21 protein-coding genes and 2 pseudogenes are annotated in these 20,465 nt (G+C 69.7%); 20 read left to right on the top strand and 3 right to left on the bottom strand.

All coding sequences use genetic code 11. The features are described 5' to 3' along the window. Positions 1–30: 30 nt before the first annotated feature. From StrepF001_RS04610 to prcA, 3 genes are read left to right on the top strand one after another with little or no spacing between them, the layout of a single operon-like run. Positions 31–606, top strand: coding sequence for an endonuclease VII domain-containing protein (locus tag StrepF001_RS04610; protein WP_165396178.1), 576 nt, complete (start codon positions 31–33; stop codon positions 604–606). Further along, entirely contained in the window at positions 558–1,403 is an 846-nt protein-coding gene (gene prcB, locus StrepF001_RS04605) for a proteasome subunit beta (protein ID WP_129796964.1), read from the top strand. Before StrepF001_RS04610 ends, prcB begins: the two co-directional genes overlap by 49 nt. Before the next feature lie 59 nt (positions 1,404–1,462). After that, the gene (prcA, locus tag StrepF001_RS04600) at positions 1,463–2,206 is read left to right on the top strand and encodes a proteasome subunit alpha (protein ID WP_129796963.1); all 744 of its coding nucleotides are present in this window, start codon (positions 1,463–1,465) and stop codon (positions 2,204–2,206) included. Between the two features lie 55 nt (positions 2,207–2,261). On the opposite strand, the gene StrepF001_RS04595 is transcribed toward prcA, so the two are convergent. Continuing rightward, the gene (locus StrepF001_RS04595) at positions 2,262–3,272 is read right to left on the bottom strand and encodes a LacI family DNA-binding transcriptional regulator (protein WP_165396158.1); all 1,011 of its coding nucleotides are present in this window, start codon (positions 3,270–3,272) and stop codon (positions 2,262–2,264) included. Between the two features lie 117 nt (positions 3,273–3,389). Here StrepF001_RS04595 and StrepF001_RS04590 point away from each other — a divergent pair, with 117 nt between their 5' ends. The 12 genes from StrepF001_RS04590 to StrepF001_RS04535 all read left to right on the top strand — a co-directional run bounded on the left by StrepF001_RS04590 (position 3,390) and on the right by StrepF001_RS04535 (position 15,710). Next, on the top strand, positions 3,390–4,649 hold the full coding sequence (locus StrepF001_RS04590; RefSeq protein WP_129796961.1) for an MFS transporter: 1,260 nt from the start codon (positions 3,390–3,392) through the stop codon (positions 4,647–4,649). Between the two features lie 9 nt (positions 4,650–4,658). Beyond that, positions 4,659–6,020: a Pup--protein ligase gene (gene pafA / locus StrepF001_RS04585; protein ID WP_129796960.1), complete on the top strand. Its 1,362-nt coding sequence runs from the start codon at positions 4,659–4,661 to the stop codon at positions 6,018–6,020. Between the two features lie 128 nt (positions 6,021–6,148). Further along, complete coding sequence (locus tag StrepF001_RS04580) at positions 6,149–7,156, top strand: FKBP-type peptidyl-prolyl cis-trans isomerase (protein ID WP_129796959.1); 1,008 nt, start codon at positions 6,149–6,151, stop codon at positions 7,154–7,156. Positions 7,157–7,267: 111 nt separating this feature from the next. After that, complete coding sequence (locus StrepF001_RS04575; protein ID WP_129796958.1) at positions 7,268–7,642, top strand: FKBP-type peptidyl-prolyl cis-trans isomerase; 375 nt, start codon at positions 7,268–7,270, stop codon at positions 7,640–7,642. A 113-nt stretch (positions 7,643–7,755) separates the two neighbouring features. Further along, positions 7,756–8,709: a WYL domain-containing protein gene (locus StrepF001_RS04570; RefSeq protein WP_129796957.1), complete on the top strand. Its 954-nt coding sequence runs from the start codon at positions 7,756–7,758 to the stop codon at positions 8,707–8,709. A 19-nt stretch (positions 8,710–8,728) separates the two neighbouring features. After that, positions 8,729–9,778 (top strand): WYL domain-containing protein, encoded by a 1,050-nt coding sequence (locus StrepF001_RS04565; RefSeq protein ID WP_129796956.1) that lies wholly within the window; start codon positions 8,729–8,731, stop codon positions 9,776–9,778. Continuing rightward, complete coding sequence (locus tag StrepF001_RS04560) at positions 9,775–10,068, top strand: hypothetical protein (protein ID WP_129796955.1); 294 nt, start codon at positions 9,775–9,777, stop codon at positions 10,066–10,068. Before StrepF001_RS04565 ends, StrepF001_RS04560 begins: the two co-directional genes overlap by 4 nt. Before the next feature lie 51 nt (positions 10,069–10,119). Further along, a complete protein-coding gene (locus tag StrepF001_RS04555; RefSeq protein ID WP_129796954.1) occupies positions 10,120–10,314 on the top strand; it encodes a hypothetical protein in 195 nt (64 codons plus the stop codon). A gap of 259 nt (positions 10,315–10,573) precedes the next feature. After that, entirely contained in the window at positions 10,574–10,861 is a 288-nt protein-coding gene (tatA, locus tag StrepF001_RS04550) for a Sec-independent protein translocase subunit TatA (protein ID WP_129796953.1), read from the top strand. A gap of 47 nt (positions 10,862–10,908) precedes the next feature. Next, a complete protein-coding gene (gene tatC / locus StrepF001_RS04545) occupies positions 10,909–11,871 on the top strand; it encodes a twin-arginine translocase subunit TatC (RefSeq protein ID WP_129796952.1) in 963 nt (320 codons plus the stop codon). Between the two features lie 58 nt (positions 11,872–11,929). Further along, positions 11,930–12,820 carry a diacylglycerol kinase gene (locus StrepF001_RS04540; protein ID WP_129796951.1) on the top strand — a complete coding sequence of 297 codons (891 nt, stop codon included), beginning with the start codon at positions 11,930–11,932 and terminating at the stop codon, positions 12,818–12,820. A 40-nt stretch (positions 12,821–12,860) separates the two neighbouring features. After that, the gene (locus StrepF001_RS04535) at positions 12,861–15,710 is read left to right on the top strand and encodes a DEAD/DEAH box helicase (RefSeq protein ID WP_129796950.1); all 2,850 of its coding nucleotides are present in this window, start codon (positions 12,861–12,863) and stop codon (positions 15,708–15,710) included. A gap of 249 nt (positions 15,711–15,959) precedes the next feature. Here the strand turns inward: StrepF001_RS04535 and StrepF001_RS47255 are convergent, their stop codons facing one another. Next, positions 15,960–16,217, bottom strand: coding sequence for a carboxyltransferase domain-containing protein (locus StrepF001_RS47255; protein WP_240797310.1), 258 nt, complete (start codon positions 16,215–16,217; stop codon positions 15,960–15,962). Between the two features lie 210 nt (positions 16,218–16,427). Then, positions 16,428–16,702, bottom strand: a pseudogene (locus StrepF001_RS47250) (hypothetical protein); the annotation flags it as partial. Here StrepF001_RS47250 and StrepF001_RS04525 point away from each other — a divergent pair. The 5 genes and pseudogenes from StrepF001_RS04525 to StrepF001_RS04505 form a co-directional block, all read left to right on the top strand. Then, positions 16,667–17,116 (top strand): annotated as a pseudogene (locus tag StrepF001_RS04525) (hypothetical protein); the annotation flags it as partial. The pseudogenes StrepF001_RS47250 and StrepF001_RS04525 sit on opposite strands and share 36 nt — an antisense overlap. 303 nt (positions 17,117–17,419) lie before the next feature. Beyond that, positions 17,420–19,066, top strand: a complete 1,647-nt coding sequence (locus tag StrepF001_RS04520; protein WP_129796949.1) for an ATP-binding protein — start codon at positions 17,420–17,422, stop codon at positions 19,064–19,066. Continuing rightward, the gene (locus StrepF001_RS04515) at positions 19,063–19,470 is read left to right on the top strand and encodes a roadblock/LC7 domain-containing protein (protein WP_129796948.1); all 408 of its coding nucleotides are present in this window, start codon (positions 19,063–19,065) and stop codon (positions 19,468–19,470) included. Before StrepF001_RS04520 ends, StrepF001_RS04515 begins: the two co-directional genes overlap by 4 nt. Continuing rightward, entirely contained in the window at positions 19,467–19,862 is a 396-nt protein-coding gene (locus tag StrepF001_RS04510) for a DUF742 domain-containing protein (protein ID WP_129796947.1), read from the top strand. The genes StrepF001_RS04515 and StrepF001_RS04510 overlap by 4 nt, the downstream gene beginning before the upstream one ends. Continuing rightward, positions 19,843–20,463, top strand: coding sequence for an ATP/GTP-binding protein (locus StrepF001_RS04505; RefSeq protein WP_129796946.1), 621 nt, complete (start codon positions 19,843–19,845; stop codon positions 20,461–20,463). The genes StrepF001_RS04510 and StrepF001_RS04505 overlap by 20 nt, the downstream gene beginning before the upstream one ends. Positions 20,464–20,465: the final 2 nt, after the last annotated feature.

The following is a 20,465-nucleotide window of genomic DNA, read 5'->3' as shown; positions in this document are numbered from 1 at the left end:
GGGCCCTTCGAGGTGGCAAGCGAAGAGAGTATGAAGCGTTGCTCGCGGTGCAAGGAGTCCAAGCCGCGAGCAGCCTTCGCTGGCAACAAGGCGGCCCGTGACGGGTTGCAGGCCTACTGTCGAGAGTGCTGGGCGGAATACCACCAGGCTCGTCAGCTGGCCAGAGGGAAGAATGTGCGGCCCCGCGTGGAGACGCCCGAGGGCCATAAGTTCTGTCGGAGCTGTGGTGAGGTCAAGCCGCACAGTGAGTGGCATCGCAACGCAACAGCTAGCGACGGCCTCTCGACCAGTTGCAAAGCCTGCCGGGCAGCTAAGAGCCGCGCGCGTCACCTGAAGCGCCACTACGGCCTCACCGAAGGCGAGCGTGACGAGATGGTCGCCTCTCAGATGGGCCTCTGCGTGATCTGTCTGAAGGCTCCGGCTGCACATGTGGATCACTGCCACAAGACGGGTAGGGTCCGTGGCGTACTGTGCTTCAACTGCAATTCGGCCATCGGCAAGTTGGGAGACGATCCTGACGCCGTCCGTCGGGCCGCCGCTTACCTGGAAGGAATCGCGTGGAAGCCAACACTCGTAGCACCGGGCGTCTACCAGCTGCCTTCCTGACGCCTGGGTCGTCCTCGTTCATGGACTTCCTGTCCGAGCACCAGCCGGAGCTGCTGCCCGGCAACCGGCAACTGCCGCCCACGCAGGGCGTGATCGAGGCGCCGCACGGCACCACGATCGTGGCCGTGGCGTTCCCCGGTGGCGTGGTCCTCGCCGGTGACCGGCGGGCGACCATGGGCAACGTCATCGCGCAGCGGGACATCGAGAAGGTGTTCCCCGCCGACGAGTACTCGGCCGTCGGTATCGCCGGCACCGCCGGTCTCGCCGTCGAGATGGTCAAGCTGTTCCAGCTGGAGCTGGAGCACTTCGAGAAGGTCGAGGGCGCTCAGCTGTCGCTGGAGGGCAAGGCGAACCGGCTGTCGACGATGATTCGGTCCAACCTGGGTATGGCCATGCAGGGCCTGGCCGTGGTGCCGCTCTTCGCCGGTTATGACGTGGACCGCGGCAAGGGCCGCATCTTCTCCTACGACGTGACGGGTGGCCGTTCCGAGGAGCAGGGGTATGCGGCCACGGGCTCCGGTTCGATCTTCGCGCGCGGTGCCATGAAGAAGCTCTTCCGTGAGGACCTCACCGAGGACCAGGCCACGACGCTCGTGGTGCAGGCCCTGTATGACGCGGCAGACGACGACTCGGCGACCGGTGGTCCCGATGTCGCCCGCCGGATCTACCCGATCGTCACCGTGATCACCGAGGACGGTTTCCGTCGGCTCACCGAGGACGAGGCTTCGCAGATCGCCCGTTCGGTGCTGGAGCGGCGGCTGGAGCTGCCTGACGGTCCGCGGGCCGCGCTGCTGTAGTCGTCGGCGGATCTTGTCCAGGTGATCGAGTGACTTCCACAGAAAGGGACGGATAACCGGTGTCGACGCCGTTCTATGTGTCACCTCAGCAGGCCATGGCCGACCGGGCGGAGTACGCCCGTAAGGGCATCGCCCGGGGCCGCAGCCTGGTCGTGCTGCAGTACTCCGACGGCATTGTGTTCGTCGGCGAGAATCCGTCCCGCGCGTTGCACAAGTTCAGCGAGATCTATGACCGGATCGGCTTTGCCGCGGCCGGCAAGTACAACGAGTACGAGAATCTACGGATCGGCGGTGTGCGCTACGCCGACCTGCGAGGTTACACCTACGACCGTGACGACGTGACGGCCCGGGGCCTGGCCAACGTGTATGCGCAGACGCTGGGCACGATCTTCTCCAGTGCGGCCGAGAAGCCGTATGAGGTGGAGCTGGTGGTCGCCGAGGTCGGTGAGACGCCCGAGGGCGACCAGATCTACCGGCTGCCGCACGACGGCTCGATCGTGGACGAGCACGGCTCGGTTGCGGTCGGCGGCAATGCCGAGCAGATCAGCAGCTATCTGGATCAGCGCCATCAGGACGGCATGACGTTGGCCGAGGCGCTCAAGCTGGCCGTGCAGGCCTTGTCCCGTGACACCAACGGCACTCAGCGGGAGATTCCGGCCGAGCGTCTGGAGGTGGCGGTGTTGGACCGTACGCGTCCGCAGAAGCGGAAGTTCCGGCGGATCACTGGTCGGCAGCTCGCCCGGTTGCTGGAGGCGGATGGTGCGGCGTCGGCGGCGGATGCCGAGGAGTCCGAGGACGAGTAACGCGTAGTCCACTCGTATGGGCCCCGGCCGGTGTCGGCCGGGGCCCATATGCGTCTCAGGGGGCCGGTGGTGGCGCCGTGGAGCCCCGTACGACCAGTTGGACGGGAATGTCTCCCTGGGTGGGCTCGCGGCCCTCCAGGACCGCCAGCAGGGCTTGCATGCCGCGCTCGCCGAACAGTTCGGCGTCCAGGCGGACGGTCGTGAGTTCCGGGTCGATGGCGGTGGCCAGGGCGAGGTCGTCGAGGCCGGTGACGGAGATGTCGTCGGGGATGCGCAGGCCGAGGCGTCGGATCGCTTTGTAGGCGCCGGCGGCCAGTTTGTCGTCGTCGCAGACGACCGCGGTGGCGGGGTGGCGCCTGAGGGCGGTCTCGGCGGCGGTCAGGGCGCCCTGGATGGAGATGGGAGCGCGGGCCGTGTGCACGGTCGTGCCCGGAACGGCGGCGATGCGGGCGGCTAGTTCCCGGGCGCGCACCTCGAAGGTCCAGGAGGGAACGTCGGCGGCCAGGTGGAGGAAGGTGCGGTGGCCGAGGCCGAGCAGGTGCTCGGTGACCTGGCGTATGCCGTTGGTGATGTCGAGGTTGACGGTTGCCGCGCCGAGGCTGCCTTCGGGGTCGCTGTCGAGCATGACGAGGGGCAGTTGGTCGCCGCGGATGGCGGTGAGGGCGTCTGCGGCCATGGAGGAGGCGATGACGCCGTCGAGGGCGGCCTGTGCGGATGCGAAGGGGTTTCTGGCGGGGCCGATGCCTTCGGGGGAGGGGTAGAGGACGACGCCGAAGCCGTGTTGGGCGGCGATGCGGGCGGCGCCGGTGTAGACGCCGGCGAAGAATTCCGTGGTGAGGGCGGGGACGACGAGCAGGACGGTGCGGGTGTGGCCGAGGCGTAGGTTGCGGGCGGCGAGGTTGGGCCGGTAGCCGAGTTCGCGGGCGGCTTCGCGTACGCGCTGTGCGGTTGTTTCGGAGACGCGGCCGCGCCATTTGTCGCCCATCACGAGTGAGACGGCGGCCTGGGAGACGCCGGCGGCCTGGGCGACGTCCCGGCTGGTGGGGCGGGTGCCGGCTGGTGCCACCTGTGCCTGCTCCTTGGTCGGGGCTTGGTCCGGGCTCCGCCTGGACGTGTGGACAGCGCTCATGGTACGTATGACGGACGACGTTATACGTAAAACCTGGGCCGGAAGGGCGGGGACATGGCCACGGGATACCTGGAGATCCTCAGGGCGAGGCATGCCGCCCGGCTGCTGGTCGGCACGCTGGTGGGGCGGCTGCCCAATGCCACCGCCGCGATCGCGATCGTGCTGTTCGTCCGTGCCGAGGGCGGCTCGTACAGCCTTGCGGGGGCGCTGGCGGCGGTCTACGGCGTCGCCAACGCGGTGGGCCAGCCTCTGCTCGGCCGGCTGGTGGACCTGTACGGGCAGCCGCGCGTCCAGCTGCCCGCGGCGCTTGCGTCCGCCCTCGCGATGGCCGTGTTCGCCTTCAGTGGCACCGAGGTGCTGCCGCTCTCCTACGTCGCCGTTGCGGGCGCCGGGCTGTTCACCCCTCCTCTGGAGGGCGGTCTGCGCGCGCTGTGGGCCTCTGTGCTGCGCAGGGAGGACCAGGTGCACACCGCGTACGCCATGGACGCGGTGGCGCAGGAAGTGATGTTCACGGTCGGCCCGCTGCTGGTGACTGTGTGCACGGCGCTGTGGTCGGCGCAGGTCGCGCTGCTTGTGCTGAACGTCGTCGGGGTGCTCGGTGCGCTCTCCGTGGTCGTGTCGCCGCCCTCGCGCGCGTGGCGCTCGGCGCCGCGTGAGGCGCACTGGCTCGGTGCGCTGCGTTCACCGGGGCTGCTGGTGCTGCTGGCTGCGTTCCTTTTTGTCGGTGTGGCGCTCGGTTCCATCACGGTTGCCGCCATGTCGTATGCGGACGACCATGGTGGCGATGCGGTGTACGGCTGGCTGATGGCGGGCCTGGGGCTCGGTGCGCTGGTCGGCGGTGCCGTGTACGGGGCGCGCCGGTGGGTGGGTGCGCCGGAGCGGCGACTGAGGCTGCTGGTCGGCCTTCTGGCGGTGTGTTATCTGCCGCTGATGCTGATGCCGGGTCCGGTCGCCATGACGGCGCTGACGGCGCTCGCCGGTGTGTTTCTCGCGCCTGCCATCGCCTGCGCGTTCGTCATCGTCGACCGGCATGCGCCGAGCGGCACCGTCACGGAGGCGTTTTCCTGGCTTGTGACGACGTTCACGGTGGGTGCGTCGGTCGGAACCGGGCTGGCGGGGCCGGTGGTCGAGTGGGGCGGGGCGCTGTGGGGCTTTGCCGTGCCGGGTGCCGCGGGGGCCGTGTCTTTGCTGGTTCTGCTGGCCACGGGGCGGGTACTCGCAGCTCCCGCCAGGGCGGCGGTCGTTGCGGCCGCGTCGGAAAATGATCCAAATCGTGCTGCCGAACCCCGTTTCAGTTCAGGGGATCGGGCGTAATGTTCAGTCATGGACCGCCGCATTTTCGGGCTGGAGAACGAGTACGGCGTCACGTGCACGTTCAGGGGACAGCGCCGTCTGTCTCCTGACGAGGTGGCGCGGTACCTCTTCCGCCGTGTCGTGTCATGGGGCCGCAGCAGCAATGTCTTTCTGCGGAACGGTGCCCGCCTCTATCTCGACGTGGGCTCGCATCCGGAATACGCGACACCCGAATGTGACAACGTGATCGAACTGGTCACCCACGACAAGGCCGGCGAGCGCATTCTCGAAGGACTCCTGGTGGACGCCGAACGACGCCTGCACGAGGAGGGAATCGCGGGCGACGTCTACCTCTTCAAGAACAACACGGACTCGGCCGGCAACTCCTACGGATGCCATGAGAACTATCTGGTGGCCCGGCACGGGGAGTTCTCCCGGCTCGCGGACATCCTGATTCCGTTCCTGGTCACGAGGCAGTTGCTGTGCGGTGCGGGCAAGGTGCTGCAGACTCCGCGGGGTGCCGTGTACTGCGTAAGTCAGCGTGCCGAGCACATCTGGGAGGGCGTCTCGTCGGCGACGACCCGTTCCCGGCCCATCATCAACACGCGTGACGAGCCGCACGCGGACGCGGAGCGCTACCGGCGGCTGCATGTCATCGTCGGTGACTCGAACATGTCCGAGACGACCATGTTGCTCAAGGTCGGCGCCACCGACCTGGTGCTGCGCATGATCGAGGCGGGCACGGTGATGCGCGACCTGACTCTGGAGAACCCGATCCGGGCGATCCGCGAGGTCAGTCATGACATCACCGGCCGGCGCAAGGTGCGTCTGGCCAGCGGTCGGGAGGCCTCGGCGCTGGAGGTGCAGCGCGAGTACTACGAGAAGGCCGTGGACTTCTGCGAGCGGCGTGGCATCCGCACCGGCACCGTGGAGCAGGTGCTGGAGCTGTGGGGCCGCACGCTGGACGCGATCGAGGCCGAGGATCTGGACCGGATCGACACCGAGATCGACTGGGTCATGAAGTACAAGCTTCTGGAGCGGTACCGAGCCAAGCACAACATGACCATGTCGCACCCGCGGGTCGCGCAGATAGACCTCGCCTACCACGACATCCACCGGCGTCGTGGTCTGTACTACCTGCTGGAGAAGAAGGGCCAAGCGGCTCGGATCTGCAACGACTTGAAGATCTTCGAGGGTAAGTCGGTTCCGCCGCAGACCACTCGGGCCCGGCTGCGCGGTGACTTCATCCGACGGGCGCAGGAGCAGCGCCGGGACTTCACGGTCGACTGGGTCCATCTCAAGCTCAACGACCAGGCTCAGCGCACGGTGTTGTGCAAGGATCCGTTCCGATCGGTGGACGACCGGGTGGAGAAGCTCATCGCCGGTATGTGAGCAACGGGTTTCGGCCTGATCGTCGGAACGCAACACGGGCGCCGTACGTTTTCCGTACGGCGCCCTTCTCACGCCGTAGAGTTGCGCGCACGCCATCAACAAGATCGACCGATTACGAGGCCCCCACCGTGCGCCGACGCTCACTTCTCATCGCGGTCCCCGCTGGACTGGTCACGCTCGCCGGATGTGGCGACGACGACGGCGGGGCCGACTCGGCCGAGGCCACCGGCACCGCGTCGCCGTCGGCTCCTGCGACGTCCGCTGCGCCGCCGCCGAAGATCGTGGACGGTCCGTTGCCGGCCATCACCGCGGGGACGAAGTTCGGCGAGAAGCCGACGGTGGCCAAGGGCAGCGGTGAGCCGTCCAAGAACCTTGCGGTGAAGACGGTCATTGCGGGCGGTGGCCAGACCGTCGCGGAGAACGACTACATCCAGGCCAACTACCTCGGCCAGATCTGGGACACCGCAAAGGTGTTCGACAACTCCTACGACCGCAAGACGCCGCTGGTCATCCAGCTCGCGCAGGGCGGCATCATCGACGGCTGGCGCTATGGGCTGACCGGCAAGAAGGCCGGCAGCCGTGTCCAGATGTCCGTGCCGCCGACCTGGGGCTACGGCGAGCAGGGCAACTCGCAGGCGGGCATCAAGGGCACCGACACGCTGGTCTTCGTCGTCGACATCCAGGCCACGTTCAATGCGAAGAGCTCCGCCAAGGGCACCCAGGTCGCGCAGGACAACGTGGATGTGCCGAAGGTCGGTACGAACACGGACGGCAAGGCGCCCTCCATCGAGATCCCCAAGGCCGACCCGCCGACGAAGCTCGTGGCGAACTACATCCTCGAGGGCGACGGTGCGGAGGTCGGCGCCGAGGACAGTGTGCTCGTGCAGTACCGGGGTGTGTTGTGGGACGGTGGCAAGGAGTTCGATTCGACGTACGGCCGGAAGGCGCTGACCTCGTTCTCGCTCCAGCAGGTCGTCAAGGGCTGGGCGCAGGGCCTGACCGGCAAGAAGGTCGGCAGCCGCGTCCTCATCGTCATCCCGCCGGACCTGGGGTACGGGGACAATCCGCCGAGCGGCAGCGGCATCAAGAAGGACTCCACGCTGGTCTTCTCGGTGGACATCCTGGCCAAGATGTGAGATGGGCGGGCCGCCGTGACCGGTCTCGACCGGCGGCCGACGAGGCGTGTTCGCCGGTGGGATGCAAGACTGTCGGAGTTGCCTTGTCGTACACCAGCAGGAGCTAGAGACGTGAGCATCGAGAAGCCCGAGATCGACTTCCCGGGCGGCGAGCCCCCGGCGGACCTCGAGATCAAGGACATCTGGGAGGGCGACGGGCCTCAGGCCAAGGCGGGCGACACCGTCTCCGTCCACTACGTGGGCGTGGCCTTCTCCACCGGCGAGGAGTTCGACGCGTCCTGGAACCGTGGCACGCCGCTGCAGTTCCAGCTCGGCGTCGGCCAGGTCATCGCCGGCTGGGACCAGGGCGTGCAGGGCATGAAGGTCGGCGGCCGCCGCCAGCTGACCATCCCGGCGCACCTCGCGTACGGTGACCGCGGTGCCGGTGGCGGCCGTATCGCCCCCGGTGAGACCCTGATCTTCGTCTGCGACCTGGTCGCCGTCTGATCGGACGTGATCAGCTGGGGCCCATGCCTGTTCGGGCATGGGCCCTCGGCTTTTGCCGTGACACTCCGGAGCGGTACGGTCATCCGGCAGAAGCACCATAGGGAAGGGCGTCGATGGCCATTGCCAAGGCCGAGCGGCTGATGAACCTGGCGCTGTGTCTGCTCGGGACGCGGCGGCCGCTCAGCAAGCGCGAGCTTCGGGAGTCCATCGAGGCCTATCTCGAAGCGGGCAGCGACGACTCCTTCAACCGGATGTTCGAGCGGGACAAGGACGATCTGCGCGAGCTCGGGCTGGTCATCGAGACGGTGGAGAACCTCGACGGCGAGGTCGGCTACCTGGCCCGTCGGGACAGCAACCGGCTGCCGCCCATCACTCTCGACGCCGAGGAGGCCGCGGCCCTCGGGCTCGCCGCCAAGGTCTGGCAGCAGGCCAGGCTCGCGGGGGCGGCGAGCGGCGCCCTGCAGAAGCTGCGTGCCGCCGGGCTCCCCGAGGACGTCGACCCGTACGAGGCCCATGGCGCGCTGGAGCCGCGTATCCCCGTGCACGAGGCGGCGTTCGAGCCGCTGATGCTGGCCTGCCGCGACCGCCGCCCGGTCGCCTTCGAGTACCGCAAGGCCACCGCCGCCCGCCCCGAGGCCCGGCATGTCGAGCCGTGGGCGCTGGAGTGCTGGCGCGGGCACTGGTACCTGGCGGGCTGGGATCGGGATCGCGGTGCGGAGCGGGTCTTCCGGCTGTCCCGGATCACCGGCAAGGTGCGCACCCGCAGTGGCCGGTTCACCGCCGAGGTGCCCGATGTCGTCACCGTCCGGGAGACCGTCGCGAGCTGGGCGGGGGAGACCGCCGACCGCAGTGCGCTGATCCGGCTGCGCTCGGGTGCGGGGTACCCGCTGCGGGCGAAGGCCGCCTCCGTGCGGGAACTCGGCGACGGCTGGGACGAGTTGGAGATTCCGTACGGGCACGGGCTGGACGCCTGGCTGGTGGAGTTCGGGCCGGACGTGGTGGTCGTGGAGCCCGCCGAGCTGCGGGCCGATGTCGTGGACCGGCTGCGTGCCGTGGCCAAGGGCTGAGGGGGAGCGGAAGAAGACAGTGGCCGGCAAACCGATCAGGCCCGCGAACGCCATCGACCAGACCCGGCGGATGCTCTCCCTGGTGACATATCTGAAGGAGCGCCCCGGCGCCCGGATCGAGGACGTCGCCCGTGCCTTCGGCATCACCGAGGAGGAGCTGGTCTCCGACCTCGACGTACTGCCCATGTGCGGCACCAGCTTCCGCGGCGGTGACCTGCTCGACATCGACACCGACGGCGAGCGGATCTGGTGGCACAACCCCGCCGCCCTCGGGGCGGAGGCGGCCGAGCCGCTACGGCTGGCGGCCGACGAGGCGACCGCGCTGCTGGTGGCCGCCCGTGCCGTCTCCACCCTGCCCGGCCTGCGCGAGAGCGACCGGCAGGCGCTGCTGCGCGCGACCGCCAAGGTGGAGGCCGCGGCCGGTGAGGCGGCCGGTGCCAGCTCCCGGCTGTCGGTGACCTTCGAGTCGGAGGGCGGCGTGTTCGCGGACGTCGACCGGGCGATCTCGGAACGCCGCCGGCTGTGGATCCGCTACTACTCGCCGGCCCGCGACGAGGTCACCGAGCGCGAGGTCGACCCGATCCGACTGGTCAGCGTCGGTCACACCTATGTGGAGGGCTGGTGCTACCGGTCCGAGGCGCGCCGCACCTTCCGGCTCGACCGCGTCGCCGAGATCAGGGTCCTCGACGAGCCGTCCGCGCCGCCCGAGATCGAGCTGCGGGACCTGTCCGAAGGGCTGGTACAGCCCGCGGCCGAGGACCCGGAGGTCGTGGTCGAGGTCGGCCCGGGCGGCCGCTGGGTCGCCGAGTACTACCCCCACGACAGTGCGGATGAGCTTGCGGACGGCGGGCTGCGTATCACCCTGCGCACCCCCGACCCGGCGTCGCTGCGCCGCCTCGCGCTCCGCCTCGGGCGCGACGGGCGGATCGTCGCCCCGCGGGAGCTCGCCGACAGCGCCCGGCAGGCGGCCCGCGAGGCCCTGGCGGCGTACGACGGGCTCGAGGCGCGGGCCGCGGGTCCGGAGCAGGCTGTACAACGGGCACACGACGGGCAGGAGCAGGGACTTTGAGTGAGTCGGCGGCGTCTGGGGTGCGGGGTATGTCGGTGGCGTCCGCGTTCGGGGAGATGAGAAGCATGACTCCCGTGGTGTTCAGAGCCGGCTGCCCGGACTGCCGGGGCCGCTTCGAGCTCACCGCGAGCGCCCTGCGCCTGGCCATCGGCGCCACGAGCCGCACCACCTTCTACTCCTTCACCTGCCCCGAGTGCGGCGCGTCCGTGCGCAAGCCGGCCGGCGAGCGCATCATCGAACTGCTCACCGGAGGCGGCGTCAGCACCCTGCGGCTGCACTCCACGCTCTAGGTCCAAACGTCGGCTGCGCTCCCGGTCGGCGCACGGTCTAGGCTCGGCGTCATGTTCTGGCCGATGTTCGCGGTGGGTGTGGGTTTCCTGGGTATTGCCGTTCTCGGCGTGCTCGCTGTCCGGGTGTTCGTGGAGGCGGAACGCCTCGGCAGGCAGGTGTCGGACTCCGCGCGGCGTATCAACCGGGCCGCGGAGGACCTGGAACGCGCCGCCGTCAGCACGGCCCGGTCGGTGGACGCGCTGTGAGGCGGGTTGTGCGGCCCTGTGAGTCCTGTGCCTGATGCGCTTTGGGCGGCTTCGCCCTGTCAACTTCCCCCACCCGGCAGGTACTCTGCTGGTCACGGTTCGGAAAACGAGGCCCGGGCCGTGGACCGGGAGTACGCACAGGGATTGCCTCGCGTTCACCCCTGAGCGTTACGATCGCTGTCGGCACGATCGTTCGGACACCTGTCCGACCGGTCGGACAGCTCCCCACCCATCCGCCTCGGTGAGAAGGTAAAGACTTATGTTCGGAAGGCTCGGAGCCCCCGAGATCATTCTCATCCTCGTCGTCATCATCCTGCTGTTCGGCGCGAAGAAGCTTCCGGACATGGCCCGCTCGCTCGGCAAGTCCGCGCGCATCCTGAAGAGCGAGGCCAAGGCGATGAAGGACGACAGCAAGTCCTCCGCCCCGGCCGACCCGCCCCGCACCGACGAGCAGCAGCCCCCGGCGCAGCGCATCATCCAGGCCGCACCCGGTGACGTGTCCAGCTCCCGCCCGGTCAACGAACCGACGGACACGACCAAGCGCTGACGCAGGGCCGGTGACCTCCGGCCCGCCGCACGAGATGGGAACGTGGGTTGCTGAAGTCTGCCCGCAAGCAGGAGAAGGATCCCGAGGGGCGGATGCCCCTCGCGGAGCACCTTCGTGAGCTCCGCAACCGGCTCTCGAAGGCCTTGCTGGCGATCGTCCTCGTCACGGTCGCCGCTGCCTTCTTCTACAACGACATCATCAACTTCTTCACCGAGCCGATCCTCGACTCGGTCGGTTGCTCCCAGTCGTTCGAGGAGCTGGCGCGGGCGTCCGCCGAGAACGCCGAGAACCAGGATCCGTGCGCGCAGATCACGATCAACGGTCTGCTCGCGCCGTTCACGCTGGCGCTGAAGGTGTCCCTGATGGCCGGCGTCGTGTTCGCCTCTCCGGTCTGGCTGTACCAGCTGTGGGCCTTCGTCGCACCCGGTCTGCACAAGCACGAGAAGAAGTACGCCTACGCGTTCGTCGGCACCGGCTTCCCGCTCTTCCTCGGCGGCGCCTTCTTCGCGTACAAGGTGCTGCCCACCACCGCGAACGTGCTGATCGAGTTCACCCCGTTCGGCGTCGACAACCTGCTGCCGCTCGACGACCTGCTCGACCTCGTCACGCGCATGGTCATCGTCTTCGGCCTCTCCTTCGAGCTGCCGCTGCTGCTGGTCATGCTCAACTTCACCGGCGCGATCACCGGCAAGCGCATGCTCGGCTGGTGGCGCGCGATGATCATGGGCATCACGGTGTTCGCGGCGATCGCCACGCCCAGCACCGACCCGCTGACCATGCTGGCGCTCGCCGGACCCATCTGGATCCTGTACTTCGGCGCCGTGTTCGTCTCTCTCGTCAACGACCGGCGCAGGCGCCGCCGCGAGGCCATGGGCCCCGCCGACGACGAGGCGTCCGATCTGGACCTCACGCCCGAGGACATCGGCGAGGTCGAGACCGTCAGCGCGAGCCGCGCCCTGCCCGAGCAGACGAGCAAGGACCGGGTCAACGGATACGACGACGTCACCTGAAGCAACGGTTATGACGACGTGACCTGAAGATCGGCGAGCACCTCGTAGGGTCACTGGCGTGACCAGCGAGATCACCCTCTTCGTCAACCCCACCGCGGGCCGCGGCCGGGGCGCCCGTGCGGCGCAGCCGGCCGCTTCCGCTTTCCGGGCGGCCGGCTTCTCGGTGCGCACGGTCATCGGGCAGAACACCGCCGACGCCCTCGCACGCGCGCGTGCCGCCGTCGCGGACGGCACCGGCGCTCTCGTCGCCGTCGGCGGCGACGGCATGGCGAACCTCGCCCTGCAGGCCGTCGCCGGCACCCGCACCCCGCTCGGCCTGGTCGCCGTCGGCACCGGCAACGACTTCGCCCGCACCCTCGGCCTGCCCGTGCGCGACCCGGCCGCCGCGGCCCGCGTGATCGCCGAGGGGCTCAAGGGCGCCCGCGTGCGGGACATCGACCTCGGCCGGGCCGGCGACCACTGGTTCGGTACGGTCCTCGCCTCCGGCTTCGACTCCCGCGTCAACGACCGCGGCAACCGGATGCGGTGGCCCGTCGGCCGTTTCAAGTACGACCTCGCGATCCTCGCCGAACTGGCCGCCTTCCGGCCGTTGCCGTACCGGATCACCCTCGACGACGGAGCGGTCCGCGAGACCGAGGCGACCCTCGTGGCCGTCGGGAACGGATCGTCGTACGGCGGCGGTCTGCGGATCTGTCCCGGCGCCGACGTCACCGACGGGCTGTTCGACGTCACGGTCGTCGGGGACTGCAGCCGTACGACCCTGCTGCGGGTGTTCCCGTCGGTGTACCGGGGCGGGCACGTCGGCCACCCCAAGGTCACCGTGCACCGGGCGGCGCGGGTCGAGCTCGCCGCCGAGGGGATCACGGGATACGCGGACGGCGAGCCGCTCGGACCGCTGCCGCTGACCGTGGAGTGCAAACCCGGGGCCGTCCGGGTCGTGGGCCCCTGAGCTGCAGGTATCGCCGGAGTCACAGGACCGGATCCGGATAATGATCGTCCCGTTGTCAGTGGCGCCCGGTACGCTCGAAAGCACGATGACAGAGGACCTCTCACCGGCCGAGCGGTACGCGGCGGCGCGTCAGCGTGCCGCCGAGCAGGCCACCGCGCTCGCGTCCTTCCGCGAGATGTACGACTTCGGCCTCGACCCCTTCCAGATCGAGGCCTGCCAGGCACTCGAGGCGGGGAAGGGCGTGCTGGTGGCCGCGCCCACCGGGTCGGGCAAGACGATCGTCGGCGAGTTCGCCGTCCACCTCGCCCTGATGCAGGGCAGGAAGTGCTTCTACACGACACCCATCAAGGCGCTGTCGAACCAGAAGTACTCCGACCTGTGCCGCCGCTACGGGGACGGCATGGTCGGCCTCCTCACCGGCGACAACAGCATCAACCCCGACGCCCCGGTGGTCGTGATGACCACCGAGGTGCTGCGGAACATGCTGTACGCGGGCTCGCAGACCCTCCTCGGCCTCGGCTACGTGGTCATGGACGAGGTGCACTACCTCTCCGACCGGTTCCGGGGCGCCGTATGGGAAGAAGTGATCATTCACCTTCCCGAGTCGGTGACGTTGGTGTCACTGTCCGCGACCGTGTCGAACGCCGAGGAGTTCGGCGACTGGCTCGACACCGTCCGCGGCGACACCGAGGTGATCGTCGCCGAGCACCGTCCCGTGCCGCTGTTCCAGCATGTGCTCGCCGGGCGGCGGATGTACGACCTGTTCGAGGAGGGCGAGGGCCAGAAGAAGGCCGTCAACCCCGACCTGACGCGGATGGCCCGCATGGAGGCGAGCCGGCCGTCGTACCAGGACCGCAGACGGGGCCGCGCGATGCGCGACGCCGACCGTGAGCGGGAGCGGCGGCAGCGGTCGCGGGTGTGGACACCGAGCCGGCCCGAGGTGATCGAGCGGCTGGACGCCGAGGGACTGCTGCCCGCGATCACGTTCATCTTCAGCCGGGCCGCCTGCGAGGCCGCCGTCCAGCAGTGCCTGTACGCGGGACTGCGGCTGAACGACGAAGAGGCGCGTGGACGGGTGCGGGCGCTGGTGGAGGAGCGTACGGCGTCCATCCCCGCCGAGGACCTGCACGTGCTCGGGTACTACGAGTGGCTCGAAGGCCTGGAGCGCGGTATAGCCGCCCACCACGCGGGCATGCTGCCGACCTTCAAGGAGGTCGTCGAGGAGCTGTTCGTACGGGGCCTGGTGAAGGCGGTCTTCGCGACCGAGACCCTTGCGCTCGGCATCAACATGCCCGCGCGTTCGGTGGTGCTGGAGAAGCTCGTCAAGTGGAACGGCGAGCAGCACGCCGACATCACCCCCGGTGAGTACACGCAGCTGACGGGGCGTGCGGGGCGGCGCGGCATCGACGTCGAGGGCCATGCCGTGGTGCTGTGGCAGCGCGGGATGAGCCCCGAACACCTGGCGGGACTGGCCGGGACGCGTACATATCCGCTGCGGTCCAGCTTCAAGCCGTCGTACAACATGGCGGTCAACCTCGTCGAGCAGTTCGGGCGGCATCGCTCACGTGAGCTGCTGGAGACCTCCTTCGCGCAGTTCCAGGCCGACAAGTCGGTCGTCGGGATCTCGCGGCAGGTGCAGCGCAACGAGGAAGGGCTCGAAGGCTACAAGCAGTCCATGACCTGCCACCTCGGCGACTTCGAGGAGTACGCGCGACTGCGGCGGGAACTGAAGGACCGCGAGACCGAGTTGGCCCGGCAGGGCGCGGCGCAGCGACGGGCCGAGGCCGCCGTCGCGCTGGAGAAGCTGAAGCCCGGTGACGTCATCCATGTGCCGACCGGCAAGTACGCGGGGCTGGCGCTGGTGCTGGATCCGGGGCTGTCGGCCGGGCGGTCCAACGGGCATCGCGGCCTCGAGTACCACGACGGGCCCCGCCCGCTCGTGCTGACCGCCGAGCGGCAGGTCAAGCGGCTCGCGTCGATCGACTTCCCGGTGCCGGTGGAGGCGCTCGAGCGGATGCGGATCCCGAAGTCGTTCAACCCGCGTTCCCCGCAGTCCCGTCGGGACCTCGCATCCGCGTTGCGCACCAAGGCCGGGCACATCCCGCCGGAGCGGCACCGCAAGAAGCGGTCCCAGGCCGCGGACGACCGGGAGATCGCCCGGCTGCGGACGGCGATCCGGGCGCACCCCTGCCATGGGTGCAACGACCGCGAGGACCACGCCCGGTGGGCCGAGCGGTACCACCGGCTGCTGCGGGACACCTCGCAGCTGGAGCGGCGGATCGAGGGACGTACGAACACGATCGCGCGGACCTTCGACCGGATCGTGGCGCTGTTGACCGAGCTGGACTATCTGCGCCACGACGAAGTGACCGAGCACGGCAAGCGGCTGGCCCGGCTCTACGGCGAACTGGATCTGCTGGCCAGCGAGTGCCTGCGGGCCGGCGTCTGGGAGGGGCTCGCGCCCGCCGAACTGGCCGCCTGCGTCTCGGCATTGGTGTACGAGGCGCGGGTCGGTGACGACGCGATGGCACCCAAGCTGCCGTCGGGCAAGGCCAAGGCCGCGCTGGGTGAGATGGTGCGGATCTGGGGGCGGCTGGATGCGCTCGAGGAGGAGTTCCGGATCAACCAGACCGAGGGGGTCGGGCAGCGTGAGCCGGACCTCGGGTTCGCCTGGGCCGCGTACATGTGGGCGTCCGGGTCGAGCCTGGACGAGGTGCTGCGGGAGGCGGAGATGCCGGCGGGGGACTTCGTGCGGTGGTGCAAGCAGGTGATTGATGTGCTGGGGCAGATTCAGGTGGCGGCACCTGAGGGGTCTTCGGTGCGGGGGGCTGCGCGCAAGGCGGTGGATGGGTTGCTGCGGGGGGTTGTGGCCTACTCGTCGGTGGGGTGACGGTTGTTCGGCGGGTGCGGGTTGTCCGTGGTTGTTCGCGCAGTTTCCCGCGCCCGTAGATGCAGAGGTAGGCGCCGCCGATGCCGACCGAGTTCTCGGCGGTCCAGGTGCGGGCCGGGTTGTACTTCGTCGTCACCAGGCGGTGGCGTGGGTCCAGGGCGTCGCCACGGGGGTGCCCAGGTACACGTCGCCGAGGCCCAGCACCAGGGGGCGTCGTCGCGGACGCCGGCCATGTAGCGGGCGATCGCCTCACGGGTGGCCGGGTCGTCCCAGGACAGGGGGAGGCGGACGCCGGGAGGGGACGACGAGCTGGTCGGTGGGCGGCAGGGCCGCCACCAGCTGCCGTACGGCGGCGAGGAGTTCGTGCTGCGACAGGCGGCTCGGGTCGGCCTGGATCTGGAGGGAGCGGATGCCCGGGGTGAGGTCCGTGACCCCGGCCGGGTCCGCCTCGGCCACCGCGTCCATCAGCGTGTGGACCCGCATCCGCAGGGCCAGGTCCAGCTGCATGGGGCCGAACCCGACCAGCAGGTTGTCGTCGCCGCTGCGACGGTACGTCACGTCGCCGTCCCGGGCGAGAATGCCGCCGTCTACGATCTCGGGACGGGGCGATCCGCCGACGGTCACGGCGTGAAGCGGACCGTGTCGCCGGGGCGCAGCCGGCCCAGCTTCCAGCGCCCGGCCGCCGTGCCCGCCGAACCGGCCCGGGGTGAAGGTGCTCGCGCTGTCCAGGCCGCCGGCGACGAGGGCGTAGGTCCGCAGGCCGTGCTCGACCGGTGCCCCGATCTCCAGGACGGCCCCGGCGGGCACCGTCACCGGCTCCCACCGCGGGACCGGGGTGCCGTCGACGGTGACCGGGGCCGGGGCGCCGGTGACGCAGACGGTCGTGGGATGCGTGAAGCGCAGGGACGGGCCCTGGAGGGTGCATTCGAGGCCGGGGCGCCCTCCGGGTTGCCCAGCGCCCGGTTGCCGAGCCGGAAGGAGCGGTCGTCCATCGGGCCGCTCGGTGGCACGCCGACCTGCCAGTAGCCGGTACGGCCCGGGAACTGCTCGCGGACGACACGGTGGCCGCCGAGCGGCGGCTGTGGGAGCTGTGCCGCGCCGACGTCGAGCTGCTGTGCGCCGGACCGCACAACCTCGGGGTGCTCTACCTGCTGCCCGAGGTGCGCACCGAGCGGTTCGCCGGCTTCCATGCCGTGCGCGCCGAACTCAAGGACGCCTACCGGCAGTTGCTCGCCGCGACCGATGCCGGCGCGGCGCTCGCCAAGGGTGGGCTGGGGCTGCGGACGGACCTCGTGTTCGGGCTGATCGAGGGCGTCATCCTCGTTCACCGATCCGATCCGGAGCGACCGGTGTCGGCGTTCGCCGAGGCCACGGCCGATGCCGCGCTGCGCATCGCCGGGATCTGACCGGCCGCTCGTTCACCCGTGACGGTGAGGTGTTTTCGTATGCCTGTACGCCATCACGCAGCGTGTGCGAACGCAATCCGAGCGTGTAAACAGCCGAGAGTACTCCTGTCGTACGCCCCGTTTCAGGTGCTTGCTGAATATGACACGGCGATGATCCGGTCGGACTAAGCTCGCCCGCAGCGCACCGAGTTGCGGTGTATTCGTGCGCTTGTTCCCAAACATCCTGATGATCCTGACATCTCTCATGACATACCCCCCTGCAAGCTCGCCCCACACCCAGCCGATTCGTTTCAGAGGGCCCACATGGTGAGTGTTCAATCCCCACCCGTACGCCGTGAACTTCCCTATGCGCGCGTGCTGTTGCTGCCGGCCATACTGATGGCCGCGGCGACCGGGGCGTCCGTCGCCCTGGTGACGCAGTCCGCCCGGATCGCGGTCGGCTGGTGCGGCGGCATCGCCACGCTCCTGGTGATCGCGACCGCGGCCGAGGCGGTGCGCCGCAGCCGCGCTCTGCGGGACCTGCGTGCCGAACATGCCCGGCACACGGCGTATCTGGAGCGGCGCATCGCCGCCCACGACGAGCACATCGCCCGGCTCGCCGACGAGCATCTGCCGGCCGCGCTGCGCCGGCTGCGCCTCGGCAACTCGCCCCACGAGGTGCTGCGCCAGCTCGGCCAGGAGAACCCCGACTTCCGGGCCCTCTCCGAGGCCGAAATCCAGGTGATCACGACGGTTCTGCGGATCGTGGACCACGAGGAAGCCCTGCGCGACTCCTCCCAGCGAGCCTTCGTCAGCGTCGCCCGACGCGTCCAGGCCATCGTCCACCAGCAGGCCAAGGAACTGAGGGAGATGGAGGAGGACCACGGCCGAAACCCCGAGGTCTTCGACGACCTGCTGCGCATCGACCACGGCAACGCGCTGATCGGCCGCCTCGCCGACTCCGTCTCCGTCCTCGGCGGCGGTCGCCCCGGACGCCAGTGGCCCCGGCCCGTCGCCCTCTACAGCGTGCTGCGCGGCGCCATGTCCCGGATCCTGGAGTACCGCCGGATCAACCTGGCCTCGATCGCCAAGGTCAACATCAAGGGCATCGCCGTCGAGCCGGTCATCCACGCCGCCGCCGAACTCCTGGACAACGCCACCCGCTACTCGCCGCCCAACACCAAGGTCCACGTCACCGCCACCGAGGTGCAGACCGGTGTCTGCATCGAGATCGAGGACGCCGGCGTCAGCCTCAGCGAGGAGGCCCGCAAGCGGGCCGAGGGCATGCTGGAGCGCGCCAAGGCCGGCGGCGACCTGCAGGAACTCGGCGACAGCGACGCCCCGCGGCTGGGCCTCGCCGTCGTCGGCCGGCTCTGCTCGGCGCACAACATGCAGGTCTCCCTGCGCGCCTCCGCGTACGGCGGGGTCCGCGCCATCCTCGTCGTACCCAGCGAGATGATGACCGACGAGCCCGGAGTCGGCCTCGCCCACGGCATCGGCGCCACCGCGTTGCCCCAGACCACGCCCGGCACGGTGGACGGCCCCAAGCGCACGCCCAAGAAGCGCCGCCCCACCAGCCCGCGCATCCCCGCCACGGTCTCCATGGAGGACGAGGTCCCCGAGGTCACCGAGTGGACCGCCCAGGGCCTGCCGCAGCGGCGCAGCCGGATGAAGATCCCGCTGGACCAGCGGCTCGCCGAGCAGGCGGCCCTCGAGAAGGCCGCACGCGAGGGCGACGAGGAAGCCCTGCGCTGGATGCAGCCCCGGCCCGAACCGGCGCCTGATCCGGAGCGGAAGAAGCACAAGGAGCGCGAACCCGGGCTGGCCTTCGAGGCCTTCTGGGAGGGCCTGAAGAAGGACCTGCCCCCGGGCGTCCACCCCACCGCGTTCACCCGCGACCCTGCCGCATTCACCCATCTGATCAAGGACCCGGCCCGTACCGAGGCCGATGACGAGGGGGAGCCCAAGTGATCCAGCAGCGAGGGAACTTCGACTGGATGCTCAAGGAGCTGGACGACGGCGTCCCGGGCATCGAGATGATCGTGGTGCTCTCCGCCGACGGCCTGCGCATCGCCAGGCACGGCGGCGACCCGGACGCCGCCGACCGGGTCGCCGCGGCCTGTGCCGGGCTGCAGAGCCTGACGAGCGCCGTCGCCCAGGAGATCCCGGGCAGCGAGGGCGAGATGAAGCTGGTCGTCGTCGAGATCGACGGCGGCTACTTCTACCTGATGGCCGCCGGCGCCAACGCCTACCTCGCGGTCCTCGCCGACGTGCGGTGCGAACCCGGCTACATGAGCGCGCACATGCGCGACCTCGTCGTGCGGATCGGCGCCCATCTGACCAGTCCGCCCCGACGCAGCGGGCGTACCGTATGACTCCTCCCCAACGCCAGAGGCGTCATCCTCTGCCGGATCCGGCGCCGCAGCCCGCCAAGCAGGGTGACGGCCAGAACCCCGAGCGGCTGTACACCATCACCGGCGAGGACGGGTCCCGGGTGCCGCTCGACCTGGTCACGTTGATCGTGGCGAACGCCGATCCCCGGCCTTCCGCCACGCCCGAGCAGGCGGCGCTGCTCCGGCTCTGTTCGGCCCCCCTGTCCGTGGCCGAGCTGTCGGCCTACCTCAATCTGCCGTTCAGCGTGGTGACCGTCCTGCTCACCGAGCTGCTGACGGCCGAACTGGTGCGGGCCCGCGCCCCGATCGTCCGCCAGGCGCTCCCCGACCGTTCCATCCTCGAAGCGGTGATGCATGGACTTCAAAAGCTCTGACACCATCCCGGGCCCACGCGCCGAGGATCATCTGCCGCACACGGCCCAGGCCGCGGTGAAGATCGTGATCGTGGGTGGCTTCGGTGTCGGCAAGACGACCATGGTCGGCTCGGTCAGCGAGATCCGTCCGCTGACCACCGAGGAGACCATGACGCAGGCCGGCATCGGAGTCGACGACAACTACGGCTCCGAGTCCAAGACCGCCACCACCGTGGCGATGGACTTCGGCCGCATCAGCATCACGGACCAACTCGTGCTCTACCTCTTCGGCACGCCCGGCCAGGAACGCTTCTGGTTCCTGTGGAACGGCCTGTTCGAAGGCGCCCTCGGCGCCGTCGTCCTGGTCGACACCCGGCGCCTGGAGGTCAGCTTCGACGTCATGGGGCGGCTGGAGGAGCGCGGGGTGCCGTTCGTGGTGGCCGTCAACTCCTTCCCGGACGCCCCCCGTTACCCCCTCGAGGACCTGCGGACCGCACTCGACCTGCCCGAGGCCATCCCCATCATCGAGTGCGACGTACGCCGCCGGGCCTCCAGCCGGGACGTCCTGATGACCCTGATGCGCTTCCTGCACTCCCTCGCCCTGATGGGCAAGCTCGCCTGATC

It is taken from the genome of Streptomyces sp. F001 (assembly GCF_004187715.1).
GTDB lineage: Bacteria > Actinomycetota > Actinomycetes > Streptomycetales > Streptomycetaceae > Streptomyces > Streptomyces flavusporus.
The sequence above is the reverse complement of the archived record's forward strand: the minus strand, read 5'-3'. Positions and strand labels throughout refer to the sequence as shown.